We start from the raw sequence: 22,830 nt of genomic DNA, 5'->3' as shown, positions 1-22,830 counted from the left end.
GCAACAGAAAGCGCCGCCCGCCTCCTGCCGGAGGCGGGCGGCGTTTTTGCCCTGCCGGTGCCGGGTACTACTTCTCCGTGCCCGCGTACATCACGGCGGGCGCTGCCGGAGCCTCCATGCCCTCGCCGATGAAGAAGCTCGGGTGCGGCGGCTGGTTGTAGCCGACCGTCTCGCGGGCCACCCCGGTCCGGTACATCGGATCGTGCATCAGGGTGCGGAGCCGGACCCCGGTGGGCGAGGTGGTGGTGTAGATCCGCAGCTCAGTGCTGTCCGACGACGGGAAGGCCAGTTCCTCGCGCCAGTCACCCAGGAGGTCCGCCTGGAGCGACGGGTTGCCCTTCGTGTGGTTGTTGGTCCGGGCGCCGGTGGCCGTGAGCAGCCTGTCGCTGGACCCGGCCTCCCAGTTCCACTTCGAAATGGTGGGCACGCCCATGCCGGCGGTGGCGTCAAAGTCGTGGTCCACGATCTCGCGGAGAAGGTCCCCGTCCCACCAGGCCATGAAGTTGGCTGCCGGGATCTTTTCGGCGATCAGTTCGCCCTTCGCTGACATGAGCTGGCCGCGCGGGGAGTTCCAGGACGCATCGCCGCCAACGGCCCAGCTTTCCGAGCCGGGGAACCGGGGGTCGATGTCGCCGGTGGCGCCGCGGCCGGTGTCCTTGACGGCGGGAATGCTCCAGAGCACTTCACCGGTGCCCGCGTCGCGGAAGGTGGCGCCGCGGTTGCCGCTGGCTGACATGCTCTCGTGCACGGCGAACGTTTCCAATCCCGGCCGCGAGGGGTCAAGGTCCCCCGTGTGGATGGCGTCGCCATGGCCCAGCCTGGTGTTGTAAAGGGGCGTGCCGTCGTCGTCAATGGTCATGGAGCCGAAGACGAATTCGTCCTTGCCGTCCTGGTCCACGTCAGCCACGGAGAGGTTGTGGTTGCCCTGGCCCCTGTACTGGGCTCCGGCAATGTCCGAGTCGAAGGTCCAGCGCTTGACCAGCTTGCCGTCCACGAGGTCGTAGGTGACCAGGACCGTGCGCGTGTAGTAGCCGCGGCTGAACATCAGGGACGGCTTTTCGCCGTCGAGGTAGGCGACGCCGGCCAGGAAGCGGTCCACGCGGTTGCCGTAGCCGTCGCCCCAGGCGGAGACGCTGCCGCGCGGCGGATCGTAGGCAACGGTGTCCATGATGGTGCCGGTGGCGCCGTTGAACACGGTGAGGAATTCCGGCCCGGACAGGACATAGCCGGCGCTGTTCCGGTGGTCCGCTGCGGGGTCCCCGATCACGGTTCCGGCCGCGTCCGTGGTGCCGTCCGCAGTCTTGAAGGCCACTTCGCCCTTGCCGTCACCGTCGAAGTCGTAGGCCAGCATCTGGGTGTAGTGGGCGCCGGCACGGATGTTGCGGCCCAGGTCGATGCGCCACAGCCTGGTGCCGTCCATCTTGTAGGCGTCCACGTACACATTCCCGGTGAAGCCGGACTTGGAGTTGTCCTGGGCGTTGGACGGGTTCCAGAGCTGGATGATTTCGTAAGTGCCGTCGCCGTCCAGGTCCGCAACGCTCGAATCGTTGGCCGAGTAGGTGTACGGCTTGCCGTCCTTGCTGACGCCGTCGGCGGGCTTGTCCAGCTTGATGGCCAGGTAGTTTTCGGCCAGCGGCGTGACTTCGGCGCTGAGCTTGTCCTGCCCGCTGCCGTTGCCCACCGTCATGATGACGTACCTGGAAGCCGCCGTGCCGGCCGGATCAACATAGGTGGTGGTGTTGCGGATGGGCTCGTCGGTGAGCTGGACGCCGTCGCGGATCACATGGAAGCCCACACTGTCCTGGTCCAGGCCAAGCATGCGCCAGCCCAGCGTGACGCCCTGGTCCGTGAGCACGGCGACGGGCGCCCGGTCCAGGTTCTCCACCTGGCGCTTCAGTTCAGTCTTTCCGGACTGACCGGGTGCGGTATTGGGGTTGGCCTGCGCCAGCGGCACGCCGGTGAGCGCCAGGGCGGCGGCCGTGAGCGATGCCGCCGCGGCTTTGGGGGCCGCTTTCCAGGCGCGGCCCGCACGGGTTGAAGGGGAACGTTTCGAGGGATAAGCCAAAAGTACATCTCCTTTGATGCGGCGGCAGCTGAGTCTGCCGCACGACAGTTTGGAACGTTTCATTGCAGGCCAAAATCCACCATTCACGAAAAGGGGGTGAGGTTTGGGATCCGGTAGAAAGCGTTTTCTGCCCTTAACTTCTATCAGCGCTTTACAAGCCCGGTCAAGGCCTCGACGGGAGCAAATGGGAGATATTGTTCCGTTCAGTTCAGTTCGCGCCGGCCTCGCCGCGCGGCCGGCCCGCTGCCTCCTGCAGGAGCGGCAGCGTCCTGGCGGGCATGACCTCCACCAGGGACATGGCCGTGCTTGTGCGTACGACGCCGGCAATCGCCAGCATGCTGCGGGTGACCCTATGGAGGTCAGCCGGGTCCTTCGCGGCGACTTTCGCGAGCAGGTCGGCATCGCCGGTGGTGGCGTGCATCTCGATGATTTCCGGGATGGTGCGCAGTGCGGCCATGGCCTCATCGCTGGCGGACTGGCTGATGGAGATCGAGATGAAGGCGATCAGCGGCAGCCCGAGGGCGCCGGTGCGGACGCGCTGGCTGAACGGGGCAAGGCTGCCGTCGTTGACCAGGCGCCGGAGCCGCGCGTGCACGGTGTTGCGGGCCACGCCCAACGTCCGCGACAGGGACAGGACCGTCGCCTGCGGGTCTGCGTCCATGGCCAGGAGGATTTCGGCGTCCAAGGCATCGATGAGGTGCATGGTGAGCATTTTGTCATGTTGCCCCTCCTTCAGCGCCCGTTTCTGTCCTGCCTGGTTAGCCTGTGTTGCGCAGATGCCCCGCGCTGCCCCACGATGCCTTCATGGCCACCATCCTTCCCCAGGCACCGGCACCAGAGGTGCGTTCCGCCGTCGCAAACCTCCCCGCGTACGTTGCCGGGAGGAGTGCAGAAACGGCCCTGACTGCCGCCCTCGCTTCGAACGAGAGCCACTTCGATCCCCTGCCCTCGGTCGTCGAGGTGATCTCTGCCGAGGCGGGCAGGATCCACCGGTACCCCAGCATGGGCGCCGTGGACGTCCGTGACGCGATCGCGCCCCACCTCTCCGTGTCCGCGGATGAGGTTGCTGCCGGGCCGGGAAGTTCCGGGGTGCTGCAGCAGATCATTTCCGCGGTATGTGGCCACGGCGACGAGGTGGTTTTCGCCTGGCGTTCCTTTGAGGCCTACCCCATCCTGGTGACGGTGGCCGGGGCCGTGCCTGTCCCCGTCCCCCTCCGCGACGACGAGCACCACGACCTTCCCGCCATGGCCGCTGCCGTCACCGCGCGGACGCGGCTGGTCATCCTCTGTTCCCCCAACAACCCCACCGGCGTGTCCATCCCGGCGGACGCGCTGGAGGAATTCCTCGGAGCCGTGCCGCCGCACGTCCTGGTGGTGCTGGACGAGGCCTACATCGAATTCCAACGGGGCCCCGGCTTGGATTCCCTGGAACTCTACCGCCGGCACCCGAACCTGTGTGTCCTGCGGACCTTCTCTAAAGCCTACGGACTGGCCGGGCTGCGGATTGGCTACGCCATCGCCCGCCCGGCCGTGGCTGAGGGGCTGCGGCGCACCGCCATTCCATTCGGCGTCAACCGCATGGCGCAGGCCGCCGCGGTGGCGTCGCTGGAGGCGCAGGTTGAGATCCGGGAAAGGACCGATGCGGTGGCGGAGGAGCGCACCCGGGTTGTTTCCTCCTTGCGCCAGTCCGGCTGGACTGTCCCCGACAGCCAGGCCAATTTCTACTGGCTGCGGGCATCTGACGGGCTGCGGGAACAGATCCTTGCAGCGCTTGCCGACGCCGACATCCTTGCACGGGGATACGCGGGCGACGGCGTCCGGGTCACCTTGGCGGACAGGGAAACGAACAACCGGGTGCTCGCCGTGCTCGCGGACCGCGGGCGGTTTGCCGCCCAGTGAGCACGCCAACCGCGACACCCGAAACCACCACCGCCCCAACCACACCGGACGCGGGGCCGGAGGCACCCAGCCCCGTGCCGCCGTCGGCCGTCCGCCATTCCGCCATCGAAGATGTCCTGGGGATCCTCACGGGCGCCTTCGCCGCCTCGCTGGGACTGTTCCTGCTCAAGTCCAGCGAGGCCGTCACGGGCGGCACGGCGGGCCTGGCCCTGCTGCTCAGCTACTCCCTCCCGGTTTCTTTCGGCGTCATCTTCATGGCGGTGAACGCGCCGTTCTTTGCCCTGGCGGTCTGGAAGAAGGGCTGGAACTTTGCCCTCCGGACCGGGGCCGCCATTGGGCTGGTCTCGGCCATGTCCGGCCTGCACCCGTGGGCCCTCGGTGCCCTGCACATCGACCCGGTGTACGGGGTGCTGGGCGGCAATCTGCTGGCCGGCGTCGGCCTGCTGATCCTGTTCCGGCACCAGTCCAGCCTGGGCGGCTTCAGCATCCTGGCCCTGCTGCTGCAGGAAAAGCTGAAGTGGCGCGCCGGGTACGTCCAAATGGTGCTGGACGTGGCAATCGTCCTGGCCGCGCTGGCCGTGGTGGCTCCCCTGATGGTGCTGCTCTCCGCCGCCGGAGCCGTCCTCCTGAACTTCATCCTCGCCCTGAACCACCGCCCGGGACGCTATCTGGGAAAGTGACCGCCGGTCCGCCGATTTATTCCCGGACCAGCCCTGAAATATCTTCGCGCAAGCCGCTGTTGCCCGGGACATGACAACAATCGGAATCATCGGTGCAGGACTTATTGGAAGCCAGATTGCCCGGAAGGCGGTGGAGCTGGGCTACGACGTAGTCATCAGCAACTCCCGCGGCCCTGAAACGCTGGCCGGACTGGTGGCGGAACTCGGCCCGAACGCCCGGGCCGCAACGCCTGCGGAGGCAGCGGCGGCCGGCGATTTCGCCGTCGTCGCCGTTCCGCTGAAGAACTACAGGGACGTCCCGGCTGAACCGCTGGCCGGCAAGATCGTGATCGACGCCAACAACTACTACTGGGAACGGGACGGACGGATCCCGGCCCTGGACAACGGCGAGGCCACCACATCCGGGCTGCTCCAGGAACACCTGCGCGACTCGAAGGTGGCCAAGGGCTTCAACCACATTATGGCCGCCGAGATCACCACGGACGGGAAGCCTTCCGCAGCCGAGGACCGGCGCGCCCTGGCAACGGCCAGCGACCATCCGGAGGCCGCCGAACTGGTCACCCGCCTTTATGACGAGTTCGGCTTCGATACCGTGAACATCGGCCTCCTGGAGGACAGCTGGCGCGTGGAGCGGGACCGCCCCGCGTACGTTGTCCGGCAGGACGCCGCCGAGCTGAAGGAAAACCTGGGCAAGGCGACCCGGACCCCCTGACGGCACGCAAGACCCGCAAACTGGCTGGCAGCAAACGTCGCGAAATCGTGTTTTGGCGACGTTAACTGCCAGCCAGTCGGGAAGCTAGTCCCGCGCGGGGACGAGGACTACCTCGAACTCGGTTGCGGCCTGGCCGAACTTCGCGTTCACGGCGGCGAGGGTGTTGCCGAACTTGGCAATCGTGGTGGGGACGTTGAAGGCGGGGCTGGTGATGACGTCCCCTACAACCCCGGACGAAAGGTCACTGGCGAGCTTGATCCTGCTGATCCGGTTCTTCTGGTTCTGGACTGCCCACAGCTGGCGGCCTTGGACCAGGATGCCGTCCACGTTGGGCACATCAAAGCCCCCAATCCGGGCTGTAGCGGCGGTCCCTGAATCCACGCCGTCAGGGTCCACGGTGAACAGCGCCCCAAATGCCGAGTGCGCCAGGATCAGGGTCTTGCCGCCGTTGACGGCGGCGATGCCGTTGGGTCCGAAGCCGGTCCAAGGGTCCGCCGCAGGTCCCGTCAAGGTGACCGTTTCCACCTCCCCCAGCCCGCCGTCCTTGTCCACCGGCAGGAAGTACAGCTCCGCCGCGAAGGAGTTGGTGAACCATGCGCCGTCCTTGGTCAGGGTGACGTCGTTGATGAACGCGTCCTGCCCGGCAGCCAGGTGGACCACGCCGACCGTGCCGCCTGTGTCCGTGCTGTAAACGTAGGCGTCACCGGTACCGCCGCCGGCAACAAAGAGGAGGTCGTGCGTGACGTCCGCCTTCATGCCGATTGCCGCCCTGCCGTCCGGCGCGTCGATAAACAGTCCGGCAGTGTCGTCGCGGATGTCGCCGCGGTAGATGTCTCCATTGAGGCGGTCACCGGCATAGAAGGTGGTGCCCTCACCGGCTGCTATGCCTTCGGTGCCTGTCGCCCCCTCCAACACAATGACGCCGTCCCCGGAGGGCGGTGAGGCAGTTGCCGGTACTGCGGCGGGAACGATCAGGGCTACCAATGCAAAAACTCCGACGGCGGCACGGCGTTGTACGGTTCGGCGCATGATGCTTCCTTGGTTTTGGGCTCTTGCGCGGGGCCGATCTGCGGCAGCTCCGCACGATGGTGTTGCCAGTCTAGGCACCTGCAGGGAACCCGCCAAGACATCGGGGCCCCCGTTCTGCTTACAATCGAAACCTCAATCAACTACTGAGGGACCGATGAAGAAACTCGCCACAGCCCTGATCGCCGCCGGCCTCGTTGTCTCCGCAACGGCCTGCACCGCCTCGAACCAGCTCACCACCGCGGAAACCTGCGAGCGGATCCAGTCCGTTGTGTCGAACCCGGCCAACAACGCCGGCAAGACCGGCATGAACCGCCTGGCCAACCAGATCCGTCCGATCCACGCCGTCGCCTCGGACGACCTCAAGGGTGCCCTTGCATCCATCCTCGCGTACACGGATGAGCAGGCCAAGGAAACGCCGGACGAGGCAAAGCTTGGCGAGCTCCAGTCCGGCTACGAGGAAGCCGGCGCCACCTACAGCCAGTTCTGCAGCTGATTCCCGGCCGATTCCGGATGGCTTGCCGCGCGCTTTCCCCCGGGTCCGGTCACGTGAGGGTGGCCGGATCCGTATTGGCGCCGCACAGGATGACCGCCACGCGTTCGCCCACGCCCGGGAGGTAGGCGCCGGACGTCAGCGCGGCATAACCGGCAGCGGCGCCGTGTTCCACGATGATCCGGTAGTCCTCCCACAGCTTTTGGCGGGCTTCGATGATGTCGGCGTCGGACACCAGGACGCTTTCGACGCCGGCGCGGACCGCCACGGAGAAGCCGATGTCGCCGATGCGGCGGGCACCGAGGGAATCCGCCGCCACGCCTGATACCGGGACGTCAACAGGCGCTCCGGCGGCCAACGCTGAGTGCAGCGTCGGTGCCGTCTCCGGCTCCACCGCCACCACTTTGGCCCGGCCCTCGACTGCCGCCGCGATTCCCGCCATCAGGCCGCCGCCGCCCACGGCAACCAGGACGGTATCCAGCCCGCCCACCTGGTCCAGGAGCTCGAGCCCTACCGTTCCGGCTCCGGCGGCTATTTCGGGCTGGTCATAGGCATGGCAGTAAACCGCCCCGGTTTCCCTGGCGTGCTTGACGGCCGCCTGGTACGCCTCCGCGTACTCCGCCCCGCCCTGCACCACTGCCGCGCCGATGGCCTTGAGTTTGCGGACCTTCACTGCGGGCGCGGCGGCGGGGACGAACACGGCAGCGGGGACGCCCAGCTGTGCGGCTGCGTAGGCGTTGGCCAGTCCGGCGTTGCCGCCGGAGGCCACCACGATGCCGACATCCGGCTTAAGCTCGCCGCGTTCCCTGGCAGCCAAGACCCTGTTGAGGGCGCCACGGGCCTTGAACGTTCCGGTGTGCTGCATATATTCGCATTTGAACCACACCGGGCCGGGGAAGACTTTAGGGTCGCTTTCGAGGACAGGCGTTATGCGGGTGAGGCCGGAGATCCTTCGTGCTGCCTGTTCCACGTCGGCACGGGTAATCATTGCTGCGCTTAGACCTCGTCGTCCCAGGTTCCCGGCTCCTGCAGGGCATCCTCGGGCTTGTGTTCCCGGGGCGGTTCGCCGCTGCCCGTGTAGGACGCCGGCACGGTTCCTGCAGCATGTGCCTGCTGCTCTTCCCGGATGTTGCCGGCACCGGGCAGTTCCGGGTGCTGGCCGCCCTGCGGGGCCTGCTTGGCTGCGCTGGCTTCCCCGGCTTCGTCCGGATCTCCCGGGCCCCGAAGGTCTGCGGTGTTCTGCGGCTCGTCGTTGCTAGCAGTCATGGTTCTGCCTTTCGCTTGGGAACTGCGGTGTTCGGCGGGGATGTACCCGTACCGCTCTCCACCCTACGGGCTGGCCTCTTCGGGCCGCCGGAAGCTGTGAGATGGCGCCCATATCCTGTGAATTGCGACTCCGCCGGGACTTCCGGAGCGTACCCTGCGTTAACACGATGGCGAAAGGAGGCCACATGATCATTGTCCTGACCGGGATTGACGGTTCGGGAAAGTCCACGGCCGCCCAAGCCCTGGTGTCAGCCGTTGCGGCTGAAGGCGGCCGCGTACTGCTGCTCAACAACCACGCAGGCCGGCGCAGCATGTCCGTCCTGGCCGCGAAGCTTGGGATCCGCCCGCCCAGCCGTGTGGCGGACGCCGTGGAAACCACGTTCCGGGTGTGGAACGTGTTGGTGAACCACCTGCGTGCCAGCCGCTTTAACGGCCTGGTGGTGATGGACCGGCACCTGTATTGCCAGCTGGCCCTCCGGGAAACGAAAGGACTGGGACGCGGCCGCCTACTCCCCTGGCTGCTGGATAAGCTTCCCGCTCCCGAGGCTGTCGTGCATCTTGAGGTGGACCCGCTCCTGGCGCACCACCGCATCGTCTCCCGCGGTACCGACGCGGAGACGCTGGACGACCTGGTGGCCTTCGACCGCGGGTACCGCCACCTGCCGGAATTCACCGGCTTCCTGAAGGTTGACGCGTCGGTGCCCGCCCCGGAGCTGGCGCAGCGTCTGGCGGGCGTCATCCGCCAACTGACGCCCTCGACGGCGGCAGCCCAGCCGGCGCTCCACGGTGACTAGCGCTCCACGGTGACTGGGTCCGCACGGACAAAGGGCGGGCGGACCCACAGTCCGCCCGCCCTCCCCAAAAGGCAGCCCTGGCGCGACAACGCCTTAGCGCGATGAAGTCGGCGACGCCGAGGAGGTCGCGCTGCCCGTCGACTCGCTCTTCGTTGCCGTAGGTGAGGCCGAACCGCCCGGCGAGGACGTACTGGTGGAACGGGACGTGCTGGTGGACGTCGGGCTGGAAGTCCCGCTGCCGCCGTCGGCCTTCTTCAGCACCTGGTTGATGAGGTCCTCCAGCTCCTTCCGGTCCGGGTCGCCGAGGTTGGCGCCGCCCTTGGTGGCAACCACCAGCAGCCGCCCCTGGGCAGCGGAGACCTGCATCAGCTTCTGCTGGTTTTCGCCGCTGCGGGTGCTCATCGTGGCGAAGGTCTTCTCGGCGTCAGTCTCTGCCTTCACCTCCTCGCTGGTGACCTCGTACTTTTGTCCCAGCGCCTCTACGGAGAACTTGGCACACTTGTCCATCTTGCCGCTGATGTCACTGAGCACCTTCACGGCGTCCGGCCCCTCGCTGCCTGACTGGGCGGACAGGCTGCGGGGCTGGTCCCCCTCAGAAAGCGCCACGGCCACGTCGCCGCTTTCCACCTTGTCCAGCAGCCCGGCCGTGGCGATGTCCTTGCAGTCTGCAGGATCCACGTTTGCGGTGCTCAGGAGCAGGCTGGCGATGTTTCCGCCCTGGTCCACCTGTTCCTTGGAATACAGCTTCAGCTCATTGCCGTCGTCATCAGTCAAGCCGGAGATCAGGTCGCGGAGCTCATCCTCGCTGTAAACCTTCGCCTCAGCCGTAGCGGAAGCCGAAGCCGTCTCCGAAGCCGAAGGGCTGGCAGCACCACCGCCGCCCGTACAACCGGCCAACGCAATCATCGCTGCTGTCAACACTCCAAGCGCAGGTACTTTTCGCATCAGGTACAACCCCTTACAAGAAATAGAAAGCATGCTTAGTGTTCCTAGCCTAAGGGATTCAAACCTCCGCGGGAAATATCCGGCACAAGTCCGGCAGGTCGCCGGGCCAAAGGATCCGCCGGCCAGGCGTCCATATGGAATAATCCGTTTCAGTGGTCCTTACCGGACCGCTCCACGGATCGGAGGGGGCACACGTGCCAGCCACAGCACCACCAGCGGGCAGCGCTGCGCCAGCCGGCCCGGGCATCAACAACTCCCAGGTCCCCAAGCATGAGCAGCTGCGCCTGATCATCCTGAAGCTGGCCAAGGACGAACTGGAACCGGGCGCCCGCCTGCCCAGCGAGCGTACCCTCATGGACACCTACGGCGTCAGCAGGATTACCGTCCGGGCCGCCATCGGCCGCCTGGTCAACGAAGGGCACCTGGTCCGGGTCCCGGCGAAGGGCACCTATGTGGCGGACTCTCCCGTGCAGTCCACCCTGCACCTGGCCTCCTTCACACAGGAGATGGAAGCCATGGGCCACGTTCCCAGCACCGTCGTGCTTGTGGCCGAGGCCGCCGCAGCCCCGGATGACACCGCGGAAGCGCTGAGCCTGGAGCCAGGGTCGGAAGCGATCCACCTCCGGCGCCTCCGGCTGGCGGATGGCCGGCCAGTAAGCGTTGATGACGCCTGGTACAACCCGGAGCACGCGGCGGGGCTGCTGGATATCGACCTGACGGGGTCCGTCTACAAGGCGCTGGCAGCGCAGTTCGGCCACCAAATCGACAGGGCACGGCAAAGCGTGCGGTCCGAGGGCGCCCCGGCGGACGTCGGGGCGCTCCTCGGCACGGGAACCGGGGCGCCGGTACTGGCCTTCGACCGCGTCTCGTATTCAGGCCACCTGGCCATTGAGCATTCGCGGTCCTGGTACCGTTCCGACCGCTACTCCCTCACCATGGAAGTTCGGCTCTAGCCGCCGTCCGGCCGGGGCCAACAGACACTTCGGGCGCTGTTAGTCCATCCGGAACAGGCCGGAACCGGCGGCCACCCCGCCGGACACGACGAGGGTTGCGGTGTCCGGCTTGGAGTCAAGCACGACGACGGGACTCACCAGCGAATACCCCGCAGCAAGGGCGGCGGCGGGGTCCACATGCATGACAGGGTCACCGGCGCCGACGGTGTCCCCCTGGGCTATGAGCAGCTTGAAGCCTTCGCCCTTGAGCTTGACGGTATCGATGCCCACGTGGGTCAGCACGCCGCGCCCTGACGACTCCACCACCACAAAGGCGTGGGGCAGGAGCTTTACCACCTTCCCCGACACCGGGGACACGACGTCGAACGCTTCCCCGGCCGGCGGCTCGACCGCCGCACCCGCGCCCACCATCTGGCCCGCGAAGACCGGATCCGGAACCTCGGCCAGGGGAACAACCGTGCCGCCAATGGGCGCGTGGACAACAAGCGACGGCATCAGAGCAGGTCCTCGATGTCTTCGGCGAGCATGTCGGCCTCGGGTCCCACAATGACCTGGACGGCCGTGCCGGCGGTCAGCACCCCGTGCGCTCCGGCAGCCTTCAAGGATGCCTCATTGACCAGGGAGGAATCCTTGACTTCCGTGCGGAGGCGCGTGATGCACGCCTCGACCTCCACGATGTTGCCGGCTCCGCCCAGGCCTTCAATGATTTGTTGTGCTTTGGACATGGCTGCCCTTTCTGACGGTGCCCACGGGGGCACTTCTTCAGCACCGGGCCGGCGGCCCAGGTGCGACCAGTCACGGCTTGTCCCGCCGGACATTCGGATAACCGCGGGGTTTTCCTCATGCCTTGACAGGGTCCGTGGGATGAATCACACTGAACTGGTCATAACCAGACAGTACCGGCTGTGACCCCCACTCCACAAGCCCCCATCCGAACCCGCAGAGGTGCAATCATGCCAACATCCGAGACCGCCGCACTGGCTCCAGAGAAAAAGCCGAACAGGGCTTTCGCCACCCTTCAGCGGCTGGGCCGCTGCCTGATGCTGCCCATCGCCGTCCTCCCCGCCGCCGGCCTCCTCCTGCGCATCGGCCAGGCCGACCTGCTCGGCGCCATTCCCGGATTCGAAGGCGGCGCCGCCGTCATTTCGGCCGCCGGCAACGCCGTCTTCACGTGGCTGCCGCTCATCTTCGCTGTGGGCATCGCCATCGGCTGGGCCAAGAAGGCGGACGGATCCACCGCGCTGGCAGCAGTGGTGGGCTACATGGTGATCGACGGCGTCTTCAAGGCAATGTCGCCGCTGGTCCTGGCCGGCCAGGTTGATCCTTCCGGCAAGCAATCGGTGATCAACTACGGTGTGCTGGCCGGCATTGTCGTGGGCCTGTTTTCCGCCACCTTGTGGCAGCGGTTCTACCGCACCAAACTGCCCGACTTCCTGGGCTTCTTCAGCGGCCGCCGCCTGGTGCCCATCCTGACATCCGTCGCCAGCCTGGTTGCCGGCGTCTGTCTGGCGCTGGTGTACCCCATCTTCAACTCCGGCCTGTCAGCGGCAGGGCAGGCTGTCGCCGGAAACCCCGAGCTCGGCGGCGGCATCTATGGCTTCGCCAACCGCATGCTCCTCCCGGCAGGCCTGCACCACATCCTCAACTCCGGGCTTTGGTTCCTTATTGGCGACTACACCGACGCCTCCGGTCAGCTGGTCCGCGGCGACCTGAACCGCTTCTTCGCAGGCGACCCCGCCGCCGGCGCCTTCATGGCCGGGTTCTTCCCCATCATGATGTTCGGCCTGCCGGCAGCCGCCCTGGCCATCTGGCGCCACGCAAAGCCCAGCCAGAAGAAGGTGGTGGGCGGCATCATGCTCTCCACAGCCCTGACCGCGTTCTTCACCGGCATCACCGAACCGCTTGAGTACTCCTTCATGTTCGTCGCCTTCCCGCTCTACATCGTGCACGCGGCCCTGACCGGCACGTCCATGGCCTTGGTGAATGCGCTGGACATCCACCATGGCTTCACCTTCTCGGCAGGCCTGATCGACTTCGTCCTCAACTTCGGCAAGGCGCAAAACGGGTGGCTGCTTATCCCCATCGGCCTGGGCTACGCGGCGATCTACTATTTCCTCTTCTCCTTCGTGATCAAACGCTGGAACCTCCGCACCCCGGGCCGCGAGGACGACGAGATCACCATAGAAACCGACGCCGCCAAGTAGGCCGGCAATCCTGTCCTTGGCACTAGCAACCGAAAGCACCCTAACCGCATGGAAATCGTTATCCTCCGCACCCCCGCCGACGTGGCCCGCACGGCCGCGGACGCCATCGAGCAGCAGGTCCTCAGCGGCCCGTCAGTGCTCGGCCTGGCCACCGGGTCAACGCCCCTCGGCACGTACCGCGAGCTCATCCAACGGCACCGGAACGGCGGGCTGAGCTTTGCCGGGACGCAAGCCTTCCTCCTTGATGAGTATGTTGGCCTGCCCGGCACGCACCCTCAGTCCTACCACTCGGTGATCCGGCGGGAGTTCGTGGACAGTGTGGACTTCCCGGCAGGGACGGTGCACGGCCTGGATGGCGTGGCGGAGGATCTCGACGCCGAGGCCGCACGGTATGAGGCGGCCATTGCAGCATCGGGTGGAGTGGACATCCAAATCCTGGGAATCGGCTCGGACGGCCATGTGGGCTTCAACGAACCGATGTCCTCGCTGGCCTCCCGGACCAGGATCAAGACCCTCACCCAGCAGACCCGGCAGGACAACGCCCGCTTCTTTACGGATCCCGCGGCGGTTCCGGACCATGTACTGACCCAGGGCCTGGGCACCATCCTGGAGGCGCGGCACCTGCTGCTTCTTGCGATGGGTGAAGCCAAGGCCGGGGCCGTCGCGGCAGCAGTGGAAGGTCCCGTGGCGGCGCTATGCCCTGCGTCCGCGCTCCAGCTCCATCCGCACGTCACGGTCCTGGTGGACGAGGCTGCTGCGTCCATGCTGGCGCACCGGGCGTACTACCAAGACACCTTTGGGCGGAAGCCCGCCTGGCAGGGTCTCTGAGAATGGCACGGTCCCTGAGCCGGGCGGGACTGCCGCTACTTGAGCTGGCGGTGGAAGACGCCGAGGGGGTGCGGCTCGCAGTGTCTGTGGGCGCCGCGCGGGTTGAGCTCTGCGCCGCACTCGCGGAAACGGACGGCATCACGCCAAGCATCGGCACCGTGACGCAGGCGTGCCTGGTGGGCCTTCCGGTCCATGTGCTTGTCCGGCCGCGGCCCGGCGGCTTCGTGTACACGGCTGAGGAGCTTGACGTACTTGAGCGCGATGTGGCGGCGGTGCTGGACGCCGGTGCCGCGGGCGTCGTCGTAGGAGTGTTGGCGGCCGACGGCGGCCCGGACGTTCCGGCATTTCAGCGCCTTGCCGGGGTGGCCCGCCGCCGCCACCCGGACGCAGAGATGACCTTCCACCGGGCATTCGATACTGCCCTCGCAGCGGGCCTGGACCCTGCTGATGCATTGGCCCGTCTGGAACGGGCCGGCGCCAACCGGGTCCTCACCAGCGGCGGAAGCCCTGACTGCGCCACCGGGCTGCCTATGCTGGCGCATTTGGTTCAGCTGGGACGGGACCATGCCCCGTCGGTACAGATCATGGCCGGGGGCGGAGTACGGCTGGAACACATGTCCGGGCTGGTCCACAGCGGTGTCCACGCCATCCACACCTCGGCGCGCGGGGTAGACCCCTCCACAGGGTCCAGGGCTCGTGCCGCGGATCCCTCACTTGCTGCCGGGATGGCAGCTGCTCTTCGAAAGGCTGCATGATGGGCAGTGAACTGATACTTCGCGGCCGCCTCGTCTCCGCAACCATGGACGTCGCGGACGGCTTGGTAGCGGTCGACGGCGGACGGGTCACCTATGCCGGGCCGGCGTCGCAATTTCCCGGGCAAGGCGGGCCGGGCGAACCACAGCCCCGCCGCATCCTGCTGCCCGGGCTGGTGGACCTGCACTGCCACGGGGCCCACGGCTCGGACTTCTCCGAAGCTTCGGCGGCGGGTGGCCGTTCAGCGGCCCGCTACCTGCACAGCCGCGGAACCACCACGCTGCTGGCCAGCCTGGTCACCGCTGCCCCTGCTGATCTGCTCCGGAACGTGAAGGTGCTGCGGGCCTTGGCCGAAGAGGGGCTGGTTGCGGGCACGCACCTGGAAGGTCCCTTCCTCTCGGCCGGGCAGTGCGGCGCGCACGATCCTGGGCTGCTGTTGGAACCCGATGCAGCGTTGATGGCCCGGCTGTTGGAGGCGGCGGGCGCTTCCCTGGTTTCCATGACGCTGGCGGCCGAACTGCCGGGCGCCTCCACGCTGGTCGACCTGCTGACGGCGCGTGGAATCATCCCCTCCCTGGGCCACACCGCCGCGGACAGCCAGACGGCCTCCGCATTCCTGGAACGGGCGGCTGAAGGGCTCGCGGTGCCGGCCAATACCACCGGCCGGATCCGGCCCACCGTCACGCACCTCTTCAATGCAATGCCCAGCCTGCACCACCGCTCCCCCGGTCCGGTGTCCGCCAGCCTGGGTGCGGCCCATGCCGGCAACGCCGTCGTGGAACTGATTGCCGACGGCGTCCACCTGGCTCCGGAGACGGTCAAAATGGTGTTCGAACTGGTGGGCGCGGAAAACATCGCGCTGGTCACGGACTCCATGGCGGCAACGGGCCTGCACGATGGCCAGTACCGGCTGGGCACCCTTGCGGTGACGGTTGACGGAGGCGTGGCCCGGACGGATGGCAATGGCGCGATCGCCGGTGGTACGGCAACGATGCTCGACGTTCTGCGGTCCACCGTGGCGGCTGGCGTCACCCTGCAGGAAGCAACGACGGCGGCCACCGCGGTTCCTGCGTCCGTCCTGGGATTCTCAGCACAGGCAGGCGACCTCCGCGAAGGCATGCCGGCCGACGTCGTTGTCGTTGACCGGGACCTGCGTCTTGAGGGAGTGCTGCGGCGCGGCGAGTGGGTCACACCGCCGGGGTAGCACTGTTCGGTTGTCCGGCCGTTGAATGTCAGACCCCACTGCCAAGATGGATTCATGGAAAGCAACCCGGTGGCGGAGGCGGAGGCGGCAGTAGACGCATCTGTGGCTGCTTTTGCGGGGGTGCTTAATGGCAGCGGTACCGCTGTTTCCGGTACCGCCGGTTCCGGTCTTGCGGGCGGGGCTGATGATGATCCGTTACAGCGGGTTGCTGATGCGGCGTTGGATGTCCTGGGTGGGGTGGCGCGGTCGGAAGCGAAGTTGGCGGCGGTGAAGGCAGTGGCCGCGGCGGCCCTTGCCGGGGCGACGAAGGCGATGAATCCTCCGCCCGGGTCCCCTCACGAGGCCACGGCGCAGGACCGGAGCCTGGTGGCCGAGGTCGGGTGTGCGCTGGCCATCGGCGACCGGGCCGCCGGTGCTTTGCTGGCTGAAGCCCATGCCTTGACCGCGTCGCTGCCCCGGACCCTGGCCGCCCTGCAGGGCGGGACGATTTCCTGGGCGCATGCCCGGACCATGGTGGACCAGACCGTCGGCCTTGGCCCGGCCGGGGCGGCGGCCCTGGAGGCCCATTTCCTGGATCCGGACGCCCCGGGGGCGGTCCGCGGGTGCCCGGTGGGGGAGATGCCGGCGTACCGGTTCAGGGCCAAGGCGCGGGGGTGGCGGGAGCGGCACCATCCGGAGAGCCTGGCGAAGCGGCATGCCAAGTCCCTGGCGGACCGGCGGGTGGAGTACTGGCCGGATAACGACGCGATGGCCTGGGTGGCCGCCTACCTGCCCGCGGACCAGGCATCCGCGGTCTGGAACCGGCTGACCGCCATTTCCCGGGGACTGCAGGGCCCGGACGAGGCCCGCACCCTGACCCAGCTCAGGGCCGACAATCTCGCCGAGGCGCTCCTGGGCGGCGGGAACATCTCCCGGGTTACCGGACACAGCGAGGCAACCAGTGCCGGGCACGGTGACGCGGGAAGTTCCGGCGGCGGGGAGGTGGCAGGTCCCGGCCCGTCGTCGTCGATTCGGCCGCAGGTGCTGGTCACCGTGCCAGTGTTCGCCCTGCTCGGCCTGACTGATGAGCCGGCGGTGCTGGACGGGTACGGACCCATCCCCGCCTCCATGGCCCGGGACCTCGTCGCCGACGGTGCCAGCTCCTTCTACCGGGTGCTGGTGGACCCGCGGGACGGCGCGCCCCTGGAAATCGACCGCACCAGCTACCGGGTCACCAAAGCCATGCGGAACTGGCTCAGGCTAAGGGACGGAAAATGCCCCTTCCCCGGCTGCAACAACCCCTCCCTCGACAACGAAGCCGACCACCTCCTCGCCTGGCACAACGGCGGCACCACAGGAGTATCGAACCTCGGCCAGCCCTGCCCGAAACACCACAAACTCCGCCACACCAGCGGCTGGAAACCCACCCCCGCCACCACAACCGCACCACCCGGCTGGACCTCACCCACCGGCCGCCACTACACAAGCGAACACCAGGACTGGGAACCACCCCACTGGCCGGACGTGCCGGCGCGGCCAAAACCGAAGGAGCAGCACACCGGGCAAACGCCTGGCCTGCTGCCGTATCCATCCATGTTCACTACTCATGGCTGCCCTGCCGGAGACCTCCCTTACGTGGAACCTCCTCCCGAGGAACCTGTGGGTGACAACCTGCTGGACCCGGACGATCTGCCGGCGGACGACCCCTTATGGGAGGACTTCTATGCCCTGCCGGCCGTTTGGGCCCGCGACCCTTTAAGGGCCGGCGACCCGGCGCTGACCTAGCCGACACCACATGCCCGCCGCAGACCCGGCCAAATACAGACCCGGCCAAATAGACGGTGCCAACTACGCGGGCGGGACACCGCCCTGCCCTGCGGCCGGGCGCACGCCCGGCTAAGGCCTCAGGCGAGCGCGCCTACTCAGCCCCCGGCAGGCACACTTCCACGAGGCCGTCGCTCACACGGGTTTCGAACAGTGGCTGCCGTGCCGTTGCGGGGCCAGCCTGGACTTCTCCCGTACGGAGCGAGAAGGTGCTTCCGTGCCAAGGGCAGACGACGCACGGGTCGCCGCTGCCATCACCACCGCCAGAAGCCCCGCCAGCCTGAACCGCCCCGGCCTGAAGCCTGCCGCCCTTCAGCTTGCCTTCGTGAAGCGGCCCGGAGAGGTGGCTGCAGACATCGGACAGAACGTGCACATCTTCTGCCGCCCGGTAAACAAGCAACGGGATTTCGGCAACAACAACCTTGTGGAGCTTGCCGTCCGGCAGTTCCGCCAGCGGTGCCAGGGGCTGCCAGCCGCTCGGGAAGCGGTGCGGGATCTCCTCGCTGTGGTTAACGCCGGCCGCCTGCCGGTAGGTCAGGTGGCCACCCAGGAAACCGCCCGCACCCACCACGGCAAGGCCCAGGTAAGCGAGCACCTTGCCGCTTCCCCGGCCGCCCCGGGCACGTGCAACCAAGGAGGCAAGGTAAAGGCCCGTTGCGGTGATGTTGGCGGCAGCGTGAACCAGCCCCACCCGCTGCTGCTGGGGGTGCAGCTGGCTCCAATCGGTAAAACCTGCGACGGCGGAGGGCACAGCGGTGCCGGTTCCCACTCCGATCAGGACTGCGGCAGCCCGATCATTACCGGGGAAAGCATCCAGTACAGCGGCCGATATCCAGGCCCCGAGCGGCACCTGGACCGCCAGCGGATGCACGGGGTGCCCTATGGGAACGCCATGGAGGACGTCGCGCGCCCACTTCGGGCGGATAACCCGCTTCACCACCTTTCGGACCTTCTTGGCCACAGGATCCAGCCACTCGGCATCCTCCAGGCGGGTAACAAGTTCCAATGCAGGCAGCGGTTTCATGCGTCTCCCTTACCCCTTTGCTCCGTCTCCAGCCGTTGCCCGGAAGCTTACTTGCTGGGGCGGGCGGGGCACAGGGCAATGGGGCGCGGAAGGCTAACGGAGTGGAGAACCAAGCACCGTGAACTGGTGGCCGCCCATTTCGCCGGACAGCAGGGGCATGGCCTCGGTTATGGCAGCCTGCACGCTGTCCAGTTCGAGCGAAGCCCGGTGGGCCTCCGGCGATTCCCACAGTTCACAGACGAACACCGTGTCCGGCGCGGCATCGTTGATGCCGACCTCATACAGCAGGCAGCCTGCCTCCTTCAGCCCGGCCATGGGCCGGACCAGGATGGAAACGACGGCGTCACGCTGGCCGGGTTTGGTCTCGAGGGTTCCCACATTCGCAAAGGTCATAGGGACAGTGTGCATGACGGGCACGACAGAACGCGGCGCTACCGCGCCCTCGCAGGGGACGTCTCCACGGGCAGGGTTTCCGCCGGCCGGGACGGTTCTGCTTCGGGCACCACTGCGGGGCCACCCGGCACTTTGCTGCTGGCTGGCTCCGTCGCTGCCTCCGCCGTCGTAATGCCACCGGCAAAGGCGATGTCACCGGCAAAGGCGCGAAGCATGGCGGCACGGTCGAACTGGCCCTCCCACTTTGCCACCACAAAAGTGGCAACGCAGTTCCCCAGCAGGTTCACCACTACGCGCATGGAGTCCATCAACCGGTCCGCGCCAAGGAGCAGCGCGACGCCGGCCACCGGGAAGATCCCCAGCGCTCCCGCGGTGGCGGAGAGCGCCAGGAACGCCGAACCGGGTACGCCGGCCATTCCTTTGGACGTAAGCATGAGGACCCCAAGGGCGGCAAGTTGCTGGCCCAGGTCCAGGTTGTAGCCAAAGGCCTGCGCCAGGAACAGCAGCGAGATGGAAAGGTAAAGCGCGGCGCCGTCCAGGTTGAAGGAGTAGCCGGTGGGGACCACCAGGCCGGTGGTGGCGCGGGAACAGCCGGCGTTGGTCAGCTTGGTCATGATGCGTGGCATCACGGACTCGGTGGACGCGGTGCCCAGCGCCAGGAGGAATTCCTCCCGGGTGTACTTCATGAACTGCCACAGCGGCACCCGCGGATACGCCCACGCCACCACGAACAGCAGCCCGATGAACACGATTGCCGCGCCATAGCAGGCTGCGATCAGCAGCGCATAGGTGCCCAGCGAGCCCAGGCCGTATTGTCCGATGATGAAGGCCATGGCGCCGAAGGCTCCCACGGGAGCCACCCGCATCACCCAGCCCATGATCTTGAAGAACAGTTCCAGCACCGTTTCCATCAGGGTGATGACCGGCAGGCAGCGTTCACGGCCGACGACGACGATCGCCGCACCGAAGAACACCGCGAAGCACAGGACCTGCAGCAGGCTGTTGCCGGCAAAGGCGCCCACCACGCTCGTGGGAATGATTCCCAGGATGAAGGCGCCGGCGTCCTTGGGCGGGGCGGTGGCGGTTTTCGCGTTGAGGGCGTCCTGGGAGAGCGACGCCGGATCGATGTTCAGGCCCGCGCCGGGCTGGACAAGGTTCCCCACAACGAGGCCGAAGACCAGGGCGAACAGCGTGGCTGCCGTGAAATAGGCCAGCGCCTTCACCCCGACGCGGCCTACGGCCTTGACGTCGCTGACTGCCGCGATGCCGGTGACGATCACCAGGAAGATCAGCGGCGCGATGATCATCTTGATCAACTGGATGAAGCCGTCACCCAGGGGGCGAAGCGCCGCGCCGGTGTCAGGCCAGAAGTGGCCGATCAGGACGCCGGCGACGACGGCAACCAGGATCTGGAAGAAGAGGGACTTGTAGAGCGGCTGCCTGGGCGCCCCGGTTGGCGGTTGCAGGGAGGGTGCTGCGTCGGCGGTGAAGTTCATGCCAGTGCCTGTTCGTTGAAGGACGGACGGCACACGGGATGCCGCAGGGTCACGAGCAACGCTAGGGAATGCATGTTTCCGGAAAGATAAATCCGTAATGCGGAATTATTAAACCGACGGGGTCCGTCGGGGCGAAATGAGCCGGCAACTTATGTGACATGACAGCGCCACGGGGAAGTGAAAGTATCCCCTTGTCTCAGCTGCACGGGCTGCACCCCAGCCCCGAAGAAACGGAGCATCATGCCACTCACTCCCCCCACCGACGCCGAACTGGACACCATGATCCGGGCCCGCCTCGCCTCGCTCGGCATCGACCTGAACCAGCTTCCCGCCGGAACCGCCAGCGACCCGGAGACGGGAAGCCCGGGACAGGCGTCGGTCCTGGCCAGCCTGCGCTCCTTCATGCGCACCACAGTCGCTGAACTCAGCGCCTACCAGGTGCCTTTCGCCGGCCCGGCAGGCAATGCTGACCCTGCGCTCTTGTCCCAGCAGGCGGCCCCTCCGGCCCTGTACCCCTCGATTGACACTGCACGGAGGACGGCATGAACCCGGTGGAAAGCTCGACCAGCCAGCCCATGGACCGCACCATCGACCGCCGGTCATTCGTCAACAGGTTTGCCGTGCTGGCTGCGGCCACCTCGTTGGGCGCGGCGGCGCTTCCCGCCGTTGCCCATGCGGCGCCCTCGGCAACAGTGCCCGCGGGCATCAACCCGGACGCCTACGGCGACGTCCGGCCCGAGGCCCTCGCCGACATCACCGAACTGACCATCGCGGAAGCAGCAAGCCTCATCCGGCAGGGCCGGCTCAGTGCGGAACTCCTGGTGGAGGCCTACCTCGACCGGATCGGCGCCTTTGATGCGGGCTACCAGGCTTTCAACCTCGTGGCCGCCGACGACGCCCTTGCCAGCGCCCGCGCCCTGGCCGGCGCGGCGTACAAGGGTCCCCTGCACGGCATTCCCCTGGCCATCAAGGACAACTACTACACCCGTGCCTATCCCACGACGGCGAACTCCTACATCTTCAAGGACTTTGTTCCCCCTTTTGACGCGACGGCGGTCTCCAGGCTGGCGAATGCCGGCGGCATCGTCCTTGGCAAGACCCAGATGGGGCCGCTCGCCACCACCAGGGCCACCACGCCGGACGGCCGCATCACCACCGTCAATGCGTGGACGCCGGGGAATCCGCAGACGAATCCCGGCGGGTCCTCGTCCGGCTCAGCCACGGCTGTGGCCGCACGGATGGCGGCGTCCAGCGTCGGAACCCAAACCGGCGGTTCCATCACCGCGCCCTCCAACGCCCAGAACCTCACCGGGCTCAAACCCACCATGGGCCGGGTCTCGCTGTACGGCATCATCCCCCTGAGCTATACCCGCGACCACCCTGGCCCCCTCGCCAGGGATGCCAAGGACGCGGCAATCATGTTGAGCACCATGGCCGGCGAGGATCCCAACGATCCGCGGACACTGGGGCTTCCACCGGTTCCGGACCTGATCCAGGCCGCCACCCCGGTGAAGCGCGGCAACAAGGTGGCCATGCGCTGGGGGACCCGCGTGGGCGTCATCCCGGACTTCACCGCAGGCTCATCGGAAACAGCGGCCGCACGCCGGGCCTTCCTGGACAAGCTCGCCGGCATTGAAGGCATCCAGGTGGTCGACGTGCGGTTGCCGGAGGACTGGGACACCCTCACCAGCACGGCCTTCAACAACGTCCGGCTGCCGGAACGCAGCGAGCCCTTCCTGCCGGTGCTGCGCAAGGACCTGCGCAGCTTCGGGGTGTCGGTAACCGGCTGGCTGCAGGGCTCCATGCTCGGCGCGAACGAGTATGTGCTGGGCCAGCGTGCCAAGGTCCTGCTGCTGGAACGCGTGCTGGACGACCTGTTCGAGCAGTGCGACGTGGTGCTGCAGACCAGCCCCAACCCGTTCGATGCCATCGGCCTGCCGGAACTCGCCCTGCCCATCGGCTTCGACTCCGCGGGCGTTCCCATCGGCACCATCCTCGGCGGCCAGCCCTTCGCCGAGGACCGGCTCCTTGCCGTGGCTGCGGCGTACCAGGCCGTGACGGACTGGCACCTGCGGCGCCCGGCGAACCCTGCCGGGGACTCCCCCGAGCCGATCTCCGTTGATCCGTCCAAGTCCCGGAAGCCCTTCAGCAAGAGCGCCCGCGGCAAGGTTGCGGCCGCGCCCGTTCCACCGGGCCGGGGCCGTCTCGAGGCGCACGAGGTGGCCGAGCTGTCCCAGTAGCAGCCCCGGAAGCCCCCGGTCCCGCCCCCTTCCAGGAGGCGGGCCGGGACGT

The 22,830-nt window shown here is 67.3% G+C and carries 24 protein-coding genes; 13 read left to right on the top strand and 11 right to left on the bottom strand.

Annotation, left to right across the window (positions count from 1 at the left end):
- Nucleotides 1-67: 67 nt before the first annotated feature.
- Complete coding sequence (locus GK109_RS12165; RefSeq protein WP_157240718.1) at nucleotides 68-2,065, bottom strand: rhamnogalacturonan lyase; 1,998 nt, start codon at nucleotides 2,063-2,065, stop codon at nucleotides 68-70.
- Between the two features lie 208 nt (nucleotides 2,066-2,273).
- On the bottom strand, nucleotides 2,274-2,777 hold the full coding sequence (locus tag GK109_RS12160; protein ID WP_157240716.1) for an Lrp/AsnC family transcriptional regulator: 504 nt from the start codon (nucleotides 2,775-2,777) through the stop codon (nucleotides 2,274-2,276).
- A gap of 92 nt (nucleotides 2,778-2,869) precedes the next feature.
- Here GK109_RS12160 and GK109_RS12155 point away from each other — a divergent pair, with 92 nt between their 5' ends.
- From GK109_RS12155 to GK109_RS12145, 3 genes are all read left to right on the top strand, one after another.
- On the top strand, nucleotides 2,870-3,964 hold the full coding sequence (locus GK109_RS12155; protein ID WP_157240714.1) for a histidinol-phosphate transaminase: 1,095 nt from the start codon (nucleotides 2,870-2,872) through the stop codon (nucleotides 3,962-3,964).
- On the top strand, nucleotides 3,961-4,644 hold the full coding sequence (locus tag GK109_RS12150) for a YitT family protein (protein ID WP_370460564.1): 684 nt from the start codon (nucleotides 3,961-3,963) through the stop codon (nucleotides 4,642-4,644). Before GK109_RS12155 ends, GK109_RS12150 begins: the two co-directional genes overlap by 4 nt.
- Before the next feature lie 70 nt (nucleotides 4,645-4,714).
- Nucleotides 4,715-5,356: an NADPH-dependent F420 reductase gene (locus GK109_RS12145; protein WP_157240712.1), complete on the top strand. Its 642-nt coding sequence runs from the start codon at nucleotides 4,715-4,717 to the stop codon at nucleotides 5,354-5,356.
- A gap of 84 nt (nucleotides 5,357-5,440) precedes the next feature.
- On the opposite strand, the gene GK109_RS12140 is transcribed toward GK109_RS12145, so the two are convergent.
- Nucleotides 5,441-6,385 carry a hypothetical protein gene (locus GK109_RS12140; RefSeq protein ID WP_157240710.1) on the bottom strand — a complete coding sequence of 315 codons (945 nt, stop codon included), beginning with the start codon at nucleotides 6,383-6,385 and terminating at the stop codon, nucleotides 5,441-5,443.
- A 154-nt stretch (nucleotides 6,386-6,539) separates the two neighbouring features.
- Here GK109_RS12140 and GK109_RS12135 point away from each other — a divergent pair, with 154 nt between their 5' ends.
- Nucleotides 6,540-6,878 (top strand): hypothetical protein, encoded by a 339-nt coding sequence (locus tag GK109_RS12135; RefSeq protein ID WP_157240708.1) that lies wholly within the window; start codon nucleotides 6,540-6,542, stop codon nucleotides 6,876-6,878.
- 49 nt (nucleotides 6,879-6,927) lie between these two features.
- On the opposite strand, the gene GK109_RS12130 is transcribed toward GK109_RS12135, so the two are convergent.
- Together GK109_RS12130 and GK109_RS12125 are read right to left on the bottom strand one after the other, a co-directional pair.
- Nucleotides 6,928-7,863: a threonine/serine dehydratase gene (locus tag GK109_RS12130; protein ID WP_157240706.1), complete on the bottom strand. Its 936-nt coding sequence runs from the start codon at nucleotides 7,861-7,863 to the stop codon at nucleotides 6,928-6,930.
- Nucleotides 7,864-7,871: 8 nt separating this feature from the next.
- Complete coding sequence (locus GK109_RS12125; protein ID WP_157240704.1) at nucleotides 7,872-8,141, bottom strand: hypothetical protein; 270 nt, start codon at nucleotides 8,139-8,141, stop codon at nucleotides 7,872-7,874.
- 185 nt (nucleotides 8,142-8,326) lie between these two features.
- Between GK109_RS12125 and GK109_RS12120 the strand changes: the two genes are divergently transcribed.
- A complete protein-coding gene (locus GK109_RS12120) occupies nucleotides 8,327-8,935 on the top strand; it encodes a thymidylate kinase (protein ID WP_157240703.1) in 609 nt (202 codons plus the stop codon).
- 93 nt (nucleotides 8,936-9,028) lie between these two features.
- On the opposite strand, the gene GK109_RS12115 is transcribed toward GK109_RS12120, so the two are convergent.
- The gene (locus GK109_RS12115) at nucleotides 9,029-9,880 is read right to left on the bottom strand and encodes a hypothetical protein (protein ID WP_231754851.1); all 852 of its coding nucleotides are present in this window, start codon (nucleotides 9,878-9,880) and stop codon (nucleotides 9,029-9,031) included.
- 194 nt (nucleotides 9,881-10,074) lie between these two features.
- On the opposite strand from GK109_RS12115, the gene GK109_RS12110 reads away from it, so the two are divergent.
- The gene (locus GK109_RS12110) at nucleotides 10,075-10,833 is read left to right on the top strand and encodes a GntR family transcriptional regulator (RefSeq protein WP_323057478.1); all 759 of its coding nucleotides are present in this window, start codon (nucleotides 10,075-10,077) and stop codon (nucleotides 10,831-10,833) included.
- A gap of 39 nt (nucleotides 10,834-10,872) precedes the next feature.
- Here GK109_RS12110 and GK109_RS12105 read toward each other — a convergent pair whose 3' ends face one another.
- Nucleotides 10,873-11,328, bottom strand: a complete 456-nt coding sequence (locus GK109_RS12105; protein WP_157240701.1) for a PTS glucose transporter subunit IIA — start codon at nucleotides 11,326-11,328, stop codon at nucleotides 10,873-10,875.
- Nucleotides 11,328-11,558 (bottom strand): glucose PTS transporter subunit EIIB, encoded by a 231-nt coding sequence (locus tag GK109_RS12100; protein ID WP_157240699.1) that lies wholly within the window; start codon nucleotides 11,556-11,558, stop codon nucleotides 11,328-11,330. Before GK109_RS12100 ends, GK109_RS12105 begins: the two co-directional genes overlap by 1 nt.
- 228 nt (nucleotides 11,559-11,786) lie before the next feature.
- Here GK109_RS12100 and GK109_RS12095 point away from each other — a divergent pair, with 228 nt between their 5' ends.
- From GK109_RS12095 to GK109_RS12075, 5 genes are read left to right on the top strand one after another with little or no spacing between them, the layout of a single operon-like run.
- Entirely contained in the window at nucleotides 11,787-13,037 is a 1,251-nt protein-coding gene (locus tag GK109_RS12095) for a PTS transporter subunit EIIC (RefSeq protein WP_157240697.1), read from the top strand.
- A gap of 48 nt (nucleotides 13,038-13,085) precedes the next feature.
- A complete protein-coding gene (gene nagB / locus GK109_RS12090) occupies nucleotides 13,086-13,865 on the top strand; it encodes a glucosamine-6-phosphate deaminase (protein WP_157240696.1) in 780 nt (259 codons plus the stop codon).
- 2 nt (nucleotides 13,866-13,867) lie between these two features.
- A complete protein-coding gene (locus GK109_RS12085) occupies nucleotides 13,868-14,620 on the top strand; it encodes a copper homeostasis protein CutC (protein ID WP_157240694.1) in 753 nt (250 codons plus the stop codon).
- Nucleotides 14,620-15,822, top strand: coding sequence for an N-acetylglucosamine-6-phosphate deacetylase (locus GK109_RS12080; protein ID WP_157240693.1), 1,203 nt, complete (start codon nucleotides 14,620-14,622; stop codon nucleotides 15,820-15,822). Before GK109_RS12085 ends, GK109_RS12080 begins: the two co-directional genes overlap by 1 nt.
- Nucleotides 15,823-15,876: 54 nt before the next feature.
- Nucleotides 15,877-17,586, top strand: coding sequence for an HNH endonuclease signature motif containing protein (locus GK109_RS12075; RefSeq protein WP_157240691.1), 1,710 nt, complete (start codon nucleotides 15,877-15,879; stop codon nucleotides 17,584-17,586).
- 133 nt (nucleotides 17,587-17,719) lie between these two features.
- Here the strand turns inward: GK109_RS12075 and GK109_RS12070 are convergent, their stop codons facing one another.
- From GK109_RS12070 to GK109_RS12060, 3 genes are all read right to left on the bottom strand, one after another.
- Nucleotides 17,720-18,649 (bottom strand): Rieske 2Fe-2S domain-containing protein, encoded by a 930-nt coding sequence (locus tag GK109_RS12070; RefSeq protein ID WP_157240689.1) that lies wholly within the window; start codon nucleotides 18,647-18,649, stop codon nucleotides 17,720-17,722.
- Between the two features lie 93 nt (nucleotides 18,650-18,742).
- Nucleotides 18,743-19,042: a putative quinol monooxygenase gene (locus tag GK109_RS12065; protein ID WP_157240688.1), complete on the bottom strand. Its 300-nt coding sequence runs from the start codon at nucleotides 19,040-19,042 to the stop codon at nucleotides 18,743-18,745.
- A 38-nt stretch (nucleotides 19,043-19,080) separates the two neighbouring features.
- Nucleotides 19,081-20,538, bottom strand: a complete 1,458-nt coding sequence (locus GK109_RS12060; RefSeq protein ID WP_157240686.1) for a cation:dicarboxylate symporter family transporter — start codon at nucleotides 20,536-20,538, stop codon at nucleotides 19,081-19,083.
- A 240-nt stretch (nucleotides 20,539-20,778) separates the two neighbouring features.
- Here GK109_RS12060 and GK109_RS12055 point away from each other — a divergent pair, with 240 nt between their 5' ends.
- Together GK109_RS12055 and GK109_RS12050 are read left to right on the top strand one after the other, a co-directional pair.
- A complete protein-coding gene (locus GK109_RS12055; RefSeq protein ID WP_157240684.1) occupies nucleotides 20,779-21,084 on the top strand; it encodes a hypothetical protein in 306 nt (101 codons plus the stop codon).
- On the top strand, nucleotides 21,081-22,778 hold the full coding sequence (locus GK109_RS12050) for an amidase (RefSeq protein WP_197432453.1): 1,698 nt from the start codon (nucleotides 21,081-21,083) through the stop codon (nucleotides 22,776-22,778). The genes GK109_RS12055 and GK109_RS12050 overlap by 4 nt, the downstream gene beginning before the upstream one ends.
- Nucleotides 22,779-22,830 lie beyond the last annotated feature (52 nt).

It is taken from the genome of Pseudarthrobacter sp. GA104 (assembly GCF_009741265.1).
Taxonomy (GTDB): Bacteria; Actinomycetota; Actinomycetes; order Actinomycetales; family Micrococcaceae; genus Arthrobacter.
The sequence above is the reverse complement of the archived record's forward strand: the minus strand, read 5'-3'. Positions and strand labels throughout refer to the sequence as shown.

What these genes read in the sequence shown, in the direction of transcription:
- GK109_RS12050 (WP_197432453.1), top strand. Translation starts at nt 21,081, where the DNA reads ATGAACCCGGTGGAAAGCTCGACCAGCCAGCCCATGGACCGCACCATC.
- GK109_RS12135 (WP_157240708.1), top strand. Translation starts at nt 6,540, where the DNA reads ATGAAGAAACTCGCCACAGCCCTGATCGCCGCCGGCCTCGTTGTCTCC.
- GK109_RS12115 (WP_231754851.1), bottom strand. Translation starts at nt 9,880, where the DNA reads ATGCGAAAAGTACCTGCGCTTGGAGTGTTGACAGCAGCGATGATTGCG.
- GK109_RS12100 (WP_157240699.1), bottom strand. Translation starts at nt 11,558, where the DNA reads ATGTCCAAAGCACAACAAATCATTGAAGGCCTGGGCGGAGCCGGCAAC.
- GK109_RS12080 (WP_157240693.1), top strand. Translation starts at nt 14,620, where the DNA reads ATGGGCAGTGAACTGATACTTCGCGGCCGCCTCGTCTCCGCAACCATG.
- GK109_RS12125 (WP_157240704.1), bottom strand. Translation starts at nt 8,141, where the DNA reads ATGACTGCTAGCAACGACGAGCCGCAGAACACCGCAGACCTTCGGGGC.
- GK109_RS12155 (WP_157240714.1), top strand. Translation starts at nt 2,870, where the DNA reads ATGGCCACCATCCTTCCCCAGGCACCGGCACCAGAGGTGCGTTCCGCC.
- GK109_RS12075 (WP_157240691.1), top strand. Translation starts at nt 15,877, where the DNA reads ATGGAAAGCAACCCGGTGGCGGAGGCGGAGGCGGCAGTAGACGCATCT.
- GK109_RS12145 (WP_157240712.1), top strand. Translation starts at nt 4,715, where the DNA reads ATGACAACAATCGGAATCATCGGTGCAGGACTTATTGGAAGCCAGATT.
- GK109_RS12060 (WP_157240686.1), bottom strand. Translation starts at nt 20,538, where the DNA reads ATGAACTTCACCGCCGACGCAGCACCCTCCCTGCAACCGCCAACCGGG.
- GK109_RS12095 (WP_157240697.1), top strand. Translation starts at nt 11,787, where the DNA reads ATGCCAACATCCGAGACCGCCGCACTGGCTCCAGAGAAAAAGCCGAAC.
- GK109_RS12105 (WP_157240701.1), bottom strand. Translation starts at nt 11,328, where the DNA reads ATGCCGTCGCTTGTTGTCCACGCGCCCATTGGCGGCACGGTTGTTCCC.
- nagB (WP_157240696.1), top strand. Translation starts at nt 13,086, where the DNA reads ATGGAAATCGTTATCCTCCGCACCCCCGCCGACGTGGCCCGCACGGCC.
- GK109_RS12070 (WP_157240689.1), bottom strand. Translation starts at nt 18,649, where the DNA reads ATGAAACCGCTGCCTGCATTGGAACTTGTTACCCGCCTGGAGGATGCC.
- GK109_RS12055 (WP_157240684.1), top strand. Translation starts at nt 20,779, where the DNA reads ATGCCACTCACTCCCCCCACCGACGCCGAACTGGACACCATGATCCGG.
- GK109_RS12085 (WP_157240694.1), top strand. Translation starts at nt 13,868, where the DNA reads ATGGCACGGTCCCTGAGCCGGGCGGGACTGCCGCTACTTGAGCTGGCG.
- GK109_RS12160 (WP_157240716.1), bottom strand. Translation starts at nt 2,777, where the DNA reads ATGCTCACCATGCACCTCATCGATGCCTTGGACGCCGAAATCCTCCTG.
- GK109_RS12120 (WP_157240703.1), top strand. Translation starts at nt 8,327, where the DNA reads ATGATCATTGTCCTGACCGGGATTGACGGTTCGGGAAAGTCCACGGCC.
- GK109_RS12140 (WP_157240710.1), bottom strand. Translation starts at nt 6,385, where the DNA reads ATGCGCCGAACCGTACAACGCCGTGCCGCCGTCGGAGTTTTTGCATTG.
- GK109_RS12065 (WP_157240688.1), bottom strand. Translation starts at nt 19,042, where the DNA reads ATGACCTTTGCGAATGTGGGAACCCTCGAGACCAAACCCGGCCAGCGT.
- GK109_RS12130 (WP_157240706.1), bottom strand. Translation starts at nt 7,863, where the DNA reads ATGATTACCCGTGCCGACGTGGAACAGGCAGCACGAAGGATCTCCGGC.